Origin of the sequence: Neobacillus drentensis, assembly GCF_036965645.1 — a bacterium.
GTDB lineage: Bacteria > Bacillota > Bacilli > Bacillales > Cytobacillaceae > Neobacillus > Neobacillus drentensis_D.
This window is the reverse complement of the sequence record NZ_JBALPZ010000084.1, coordinates 1-6,980: the sequence shown is the minus strand read 5'-3', so window position 1 is coordinate 6,980 and position 6,980 is coordinate 1. Positions and strand designations below refer to the sequence as shown.

Sequence of the window (6,980 nt, the reverse complement as noted above, 5' to 3'; positions counted from 1 at the left end):
GAACTAGATATTTTTTGTAATTATTAAATGTAATTTTCTTTTTACGCGATTTTGCTGGTTTCATATTGTTGCCAGCTATTTAAAAACACTTTTTTAATTACATGTTTAGTCATCAGACCAAAACCATTCGATATAGCCATAAAAAAACCCCCTTCTCTACTAGTTAGGGGGTAATTGCTTTTATTAAAAGTGTTTTGGTGACGTTTTCAAAAAAAAGGATGCCAGTTAAGCTTTAACAATTATTATTACTCATCACTTTTACTGAGTTAAAATACTAGAGTTTAATTCTTCTATAATAAGATTAGAAGAGGTTTGGCAATAATGCATAACAGTATCAAGGACTACTTGAGAAGAATATTCCAAGAAGTTCACCATAAATCCACTATTATTTGGCTGCAGGAATGCTCCTATAAATTCAATCAGCAAGTCGTTTACAAGCTTGGTATGGAAAAAAACCATTTCTGCATGGACTACTTGTTCTTCAATCGTTGAGCCCTTATAAACCAATTCCTTAAACCTAGGCATATTTTCTGCTAAGTAATTTGAATCTTGGACTTGTCTAGGAACATTCACCATAATGGATTGAAAACTTTCCTGAGAGAAAAACTGTTCTTCTTCAATACACTGTGTTAAAAAAGAAATTGCAGTACTTGTATTTGCATATTGAAAGGTAACACTTGCTAAGAGTGACTCTAGATACGCTTCCTGAGAACTCGCACTTTCTCTTATTTGTAACAAAATCTTATTAATCCCTTCTCGCAACTCAACTTTATCCCAATGGGGCTGCTTAATGAAAGCGCTAAACACACCTGCTGTATTTTTTGATAACAATTCCATTGACAATGTGTTCTTCTCCTCTGCTTGGTTTATTTTTCGTATAAAGAACTCCTACTATATGTAAAACAGATTGTAAGGCTGTTCTTCCGCCCATGAACTCTCTTGCTTTGCAGAAAATTTCTGACAACCTGTGCACAGATGATGTCAGCCTTACTTCTAATTATAACTTAGACCTCAAACGATATAAATGTGAATTTAAAATTTCATAGTGTTGAGAATCGTCTTTCGAAGCGATTTCGTAATTTATATTTTTATAAGAGAAAAAATAGAAGGTTAATCCAGAAATCATAGCCCGTTGCTAAATGACGATTGCTAGTCCAGTCCTTGTATCCGTTCCTGATGGGTATAGACATTGAAGCCTCCTTCCCTAATAAAACCAATCGCCGTAATGCCAAGCTCCTCTGCTAAATCTAGGGCGAGATTAGTAGGAGCCGATTTTGATAGGATGATGCTTGCGCCAATCTTGGCTGCTTTGAGAAGGACTTCCGAGGAGATTCTTCCGCTAAATGCAATGATTTTATCCTTTAATGGTATTCGATGAATCAGACAGTAGCCAAAAAGTTTATCCAGCGCATTATGTCTCCCAATATCAGTTCTTTTGATCACGATCCCTTCCTTCGTACATAAGGCGGCGTTATGGACCCCGCCCGTTTTCCGAAAATGAGCGGAACTTTCCTGCAGCTGCTTCATTAAAATTGAGCATTGGTGTGGTGTGATGGTCAATTTTGACCGGATGGTCTTAGCTGTCTTCACATCATTATAAAAATAAAATTGACGCCCTTTTCCGCAGCAAGAACCAATGAATCGTTTGGAATGGAACTCTTTTTGGACAGATTGTTTCTTTACCAGGTCCACGTACGCGAATCCCTTTTCATCATCTACCTGAATGGATTGAATCTCTTGAAAAACACGAATGATTCCCTCGGAGGCTAAGAAACCAACCACTAATTCTTGGATTTCAGATGGAGAACAAACGATGGTGGCAAACTCTTCTCCATCAAGAATAATCGTTAAGGCCGATTCCACGGCGATGTCATCCTCTTGTTCGATAAAGGAATCCCCATTATATTTGACAATGTGTTGACTAGTCATGATTTCATCTAACACAGCCTTTCCTCCTCTTCTCGCTTTAATAGACTTCTGCTCTATGTGGTCAACATTGGTTTCGATTTTCTAAACTTAAACGGGTCTCAGCCAGCTTCGGCCAAGACCCAATAGATTTACAGATGGTGGCCGGGATTGGCATGTTGTGCCTGATGTTCAGGCAGCTGGGTCGTCCGTTCCAAATGGCTCGTTTCGCTTCCCATCCCTTTCAAGAATTCAAAAAATAAGCCAATGGAACGGTTTATTTCTGGATCCTTTAATGACCTGACAATATCAAAGTAACCGATCTCAGCTTCATCATCCTTGCATTCTGATACTCTAGCAATACCTGCATTCAACTTAAGGAGAATCGGTTCAAGCTGTTTCACATTGATGGTACCTAGAACACCAACCATTAACAGAAGATTTTTTAACGTATTGGTGGTTTCCTTCGAGTCCGCCTTTTTAATAAGGATTTGCAGGACCTTGTCGCCCTCGGCAAATAATCCGCTCATGAAAGGAATAACCCCTCGATCGTGCATATGCTTCACCAAATCTAGTGTATCCAGTAACGCTTGCTTATTTTTTAATAGGGAATCTTCTATTTCTCTTAAATCCCTTTTGCGCTGCTCCTCTTCAGTTAGCTCGATTCGTTCGATATGCTTGATTGCTTTAGCCATTCGCTGACCGCTCCCTTTCCTTCACAAGATCACCAGGGAAGACGTAATCCCCTCGGGCCCATTTCTTTTGCACCTGAACGCCCAGCTGCGGCTGTGGGTTCCCGTATCGGAAATTGATTCTTGGCAGAGGATTGATTCCCTCTTCCTGTAAAATCTCCATTTTGACACGAGTATCCTTGTAAGCAGGAGTATCTGTATCCTTATCGGCAGCACTGCTTGTCAGGTAATTGACGGCTCCGTCCCCCGAATCATTCATGGGCAGATACAATTCATTCCCCTTAACTCGAGCCGTGATCAAGCATTTCACCTTCACGTTCCCAAACGGTGAAGTTAGGCGAACAAGCGTTCCGTCATTTAGGCCGCGTTCTGCTGCAAGCTCCGGAGATACTTCAAGAAAAGCCTCTGGTGTTTTTTCTGAAATTCCTTTTGATTTGTAGGTGAGATTCCCTTCATGAAAATGCTCTAATAAACGGCCATTGTTCAAATGAAGATCATATTGTTCCTCAAAATCAAGCGGCTTTGTCCATTGCACTGGATAAACCCGCGCCTTCAGGTCCGGGAAAGGGAATCCTTCTGTGTAAAGAAGCGGGGTATCTTTCCCATCTGGTTTTACCGGCCATTGCAAACTCTTATAACCTTCCAATCTCTCATAGGTGACACCTGCATAAATCGGCATCAGCCTCGCTGCTTCTTCCATAATTTCACTTGGATGCTTGTAATTCCAGTTGGCACCAAGCCGGTTCGCCACTAACTGAATGATTTCCCAGTCTGGCTTAGAGTCGCCAAGCGGTTCAAACACTTGATACAGCCTTTGAATACGTCGTTCCGTGTTCGTAAACGTTCCTTCTTTTTCAAGGCTTGGACTTGCCGGCAGAACAACATCCGCATATTGGGCAGTCCGGGAGAAAAATATATCCTGAACGACAAAAAATTCCAGCTTTTCATAGGCAGAATGTACATGGTTAATGTTTGAATCCACTAACCCCATTTCCTCTCCTTTTACATACATCGCCTTCAACGTTCCTTCGTGAATTCCTTCAATCATATCGTGGTTATTAATGCCGACTTCCGACGAAAGTTTAACGCCCCAAGCCTGTTCAAATTTATCCAGTACGTCAGGGTTATCGACGCGCTGATATCCTGGAAAGTTTTCCGGTGCACTGCCCATATCACCGGCACCTTGAACGTTATTATGGCCACGGAGCGGATAGGCCCCTGCACCTGGCCGTGCATAGTTCCCTGTCACCAGCAATAGGTTCGAAATGGCTGTACTTGTGTCACTGCCGCCGAGATGCTGGGTAACACCCATCGCCCAAAGAATCGCGGTTCCATCTGCATCACGAATCATTTCCGCCATTTGAATCAGCGTCTCTTTAGAAATACCAGTAACCTCTTCTGCATATCCCAATGTATAAGACGCCAGACTTTCCCGGTATTCATCAAAACCATTAACATTCTGTTCGATAAAATCTTCATCTGCCCAGCCCATATCAATGATGTATTTGGTCACAGCAGAGAGCCAAACCAAATCGGACCCAGCGTTGGGGTGAATGAACAGGTCAGCACGAGCCGCCATCTCATGCTCACGTAAATCTGCCACAATCAGTTTTTGCCCATGCAGTTTATGGGCGCGCTTGACCCTTGTAGCCAAAACAGGGTGAGCTTCCGATGTATTCGACCCCACGATGATGACAAGGCCTGCTTTGGCGATGTCCTTAATCGAACCAGCATCACCGCCGTAGCCAACGGTTCTGTGCAGCCCAACCGTTGCCGGTGTCTGGCAATAACGTGAACAGTTATCAACATTGTTTGTTCCAATGACCTGCCGGGCCAATTTTTGCATCAAAAAGGATTCTTCATTTGTACATTTAGAAGAAGTTATAAAGCCGAGCGAATGCGGGCCATACTGGCTCTTAATCTCTCGGAAGCGTTTCGCAATTAAATCAAGGGCCTCATCCCATTCCGCTTCACGGAAGCGGTCGCCTTCACGGATCAGCGGCTTTGTCAAACGCTCTTCGCTATTTACAAAACTCCAGCCGAATTTTCCTTTTACACAGGTGGAAATTCCATTCGCTGGTGCCTCTACGTTTGGTTCAATCTTTAGAATCTCGCGTCCTTTTGTCCAGACATCAAAGCTGCAGCCGACACCACAGAACGTACAGACGGTTTTGGTTCGTTTCACTCTCGCTTCCCGCATCGCAGATTCCAGATCGGAAACGGTAAGAATCGACCCATACCCGGTCTCCACTCCTTTGGTCAACTCGATCATCGACCGGAGGGTTCCCTTCTCCACACCTGTCAGATAACCAGCTTCCCCGAGCATTCCTTTCTCCATCATCGCATTACAGGGACATACGGTCGAACAATGACCGCATGATACACAGGAGGATTCGTTAATCGGAACATCGTTATCCCAGATGACTCGTGGCTGTTCCAGGCCCCAATCAATTCTCAGCGTTTCTGTCACTTGAACATCCTGACAGGCCTCGACACAGCGCCCGCACAAGATACACTGATCCGGATCATAGCGGTAGAAAGGATTCGACATATCCGTCTGATACGGTTTCTGCTCCCACGGAATACTTTGGTGGTTGATCCGCATCTCCTTAACAGTGTTATGTATTTCGCAGCCTCCGTTGTTGTAATCACAAACGGTACAATATAATTCATGGTTATGAAGAATCTTGTCCATCGCTGCTGTTTGCGATTTTTTCACAAGCGGGGCGTTTGTGTCGATGACATCCCCATTTTTTATAGGGGTCGAACAGGATCTGACAAGTTCCCCATTTACCTCAACGATACAAGTATCACACGTTTCAATGGGTCCAAGGCTGGGATGATAGCACACCTGGGGAACTTCAATAGAGCTGTCATTCAAGAATTGCAGAACCGTCTGGCCTTCTGCTGTCTCCACTACTACTCCGTTGATCGTAACTCGTAGGTTTTTTACCAAAATGGCTTCACCCTTTCTACTTTATTTATTTGTTTAGTACCCCATCTTTCGAAAAATGAAAACCAAATCCTTTGAGTTCTATTAAAAATAAAGGGAGAGGGTTGTTTGAAGTTGAAATAAGGCAGGACTCGTACTGGTAAATATAGATACAATGTGTGTTGGGAACACTCGAAGCTTTTAATGGCAACAATATACTTAATTTCGTCATTAATGGACCTCTTTGATTTTTAAAAAATGGAATATAATGGAGATGAAAAAATCAAATGGGGTGAATAAAATGAAAAGACAATCGATCAGAAAGACTTTACTATTTCTCTCGTTCTTGTTTTTTCCAGTAACAATTTATTATCTTTCACCTGTGATTAGTTTGTCGGGAGCATATTACGGAGTCATTTCAGGCAGCCTGATAGTTTTTATCGTCTTATTTGTCATTTCCATGTTTACGGGCAGAGGGTTTTGTGCCTGGGTTTGCCCAGCAGGAGGTTTGCAGGAATGTTTTTCGATGGCAAATGGAAATCGTCCTTTTCAGATCGGATGGAAAAATTGGATTAAATATGTCATTTGGGTCCCTTGGTTTAGCAGCATTATTGTTTTATTGTTTCTTGCTGGTGGAAAAACACAGACACATTTCTTCTACCAACTTTCTACTGGTATATCCATTCTCGAGGATTTCGATTTAATCATTTATTTTTCAATGCCCCTTGTCATGGTCATTTTGGCGATTGTTTTTGGAAAAAGACTCAGCACGTATGGTAAACCAAATGAAATGAAGATCGTTACTTGCTATGAAAGTGCCAAATGTGAACAAATCATTTATAAATTTAACAAAAACCAATTGATTGTACAGATTGAACCTGATGGAAAGACAGTTCAATATTTGGATTTACGAAAAACCAAATAAAAGGTTACAAGGATCTTTCTGTGTTGAAAAGAATCTTAATTAGGGCGGAACCAACTACTTACTGATGTATTTTTACCATGAATATGCCAAATGATATTACTTGAATTATCAACATTATCGTCTTTTAATCCATACTTGCTCCAGGCAGTCCTCCACTGCAAATCCTCGTAATTATTATTATCTTTAATAGTAAGTAAAATTTGGTATGCTTTTTGACTAAATGCAAATGTCATAGGCATTCGGTAGTTATTATTTGGAAAATGACCACCCAGACTTTTGTAATTACCTTTTGCTAAATGGTAGTTATTCAGTTGATAACTTATTTTTGAGCTTAATATATCACATTGATGTTTCTCAAAATATTCAACTACAGTTTTCACATAATCCTTTTTATAAATATCATCGTCATCAATTTTAATATATAGATCATAGGGTTCTGGACATTGTGATATTGTCGTCATTGCATTTGTATGGGTCTTTGAATTTTTCTTGTACTGAATTTTAAATCGATCGTCAAGGATATCAT

The 6,980-nt window shown here is 41.3% G+C and carries 6 protein-coding genes; 1 reads left to right on the top strand and 5 read right to left on the bottom strand.

Going from position 1 to position 6,980, the window contains the following annotated elements; all coding sequences use genetic code 11:
• Nucleotides 1–258 precede the first annotated feature (258 nt).
• The 4 genes from V7266_RS16675 to fdhF form a co-directional block, all read right to left on the bottom strand.
• Complete coding sequence (locus V7266_RS16675) at nucleotides 259–843, bottom strand: hypothetical protein (RefSeq protein ID WP_335469226.1); 585 nt, start codon at nucleotides 841–843, stop codon at nucleotides 259–261.
• Between the two features lie 306 nt (nucleotides 844–1,149).
• Nucleotides 1,150–1,944: a formate dehydrogenase accessory sulfurtransferase FdhD gene (gene fdhD / locus V7266_RS16670; protein WP_335469224.1), complete on the bottom strand. Its 795-nt coding sequence runs from the start codon at nucleotides 1,942–1,944 to the stop codon at nucleotides 1,150–1,152.
• 113 nt (nucleotides 1,945–2,057) lie between these two features.
• Nucleotides 2,058–2,600: a DUF1641 domain-containing protein gene (locus V7266_RS16665; RefSeq protein WP_335469221.1), complete on the bottom strand. Its 543-nt coding sequence runs from the start codon at nucleotides 2,598–2,600 to the stop codon at nucleotides 2,058–2,060.
• Nucleotides 2,593–5,553, bottom strand: coding sequence for a formate dehydrogenase subunit alpha (gene fdhF, locus V7266_RS16660; RefSeq protein ID WP_335469218.1), 2,961 nt, complete (start codon nucleotides 5,551–5,553; stop codon nucleotides 2,593–2,595). Before fdhF ends, V7266_RS16665 begins: the two co-directional genes overlap by 8 nt.
• Before the next feature lie 277 nt (nucleotides 5,554–5,830).
• Here fdhF and V7266_RS16655 point away from each other — a divergent pair, with 277 nt between their 5' ends.
• The gene (locus tag V7266_RS16655; protein ID WP_335469215.1) at nucleotides 5,831–6,454 is read left to right on the top strand and encodes a 4Fe-4S binding protein; all 624 of its coding nucleotides are present in this window, start codon (nucleotides 5,831–5,833) and stop codon (nucleotides 6,452–6,454) included.
• 35 nt (nucleotides 6,455–6,489) lie between these two features.
• Here the strand turns inward: V7266_RS16655 and V7266_RS16650 are convergent.
• Nucleotides 6,490–6,980 (bottom strand): hypothetical protein (locus V7266_RS16650; RefSeq protein WP_335469213.1); only part of this gene is annotated, 491 nt, incomplete at its 5' end.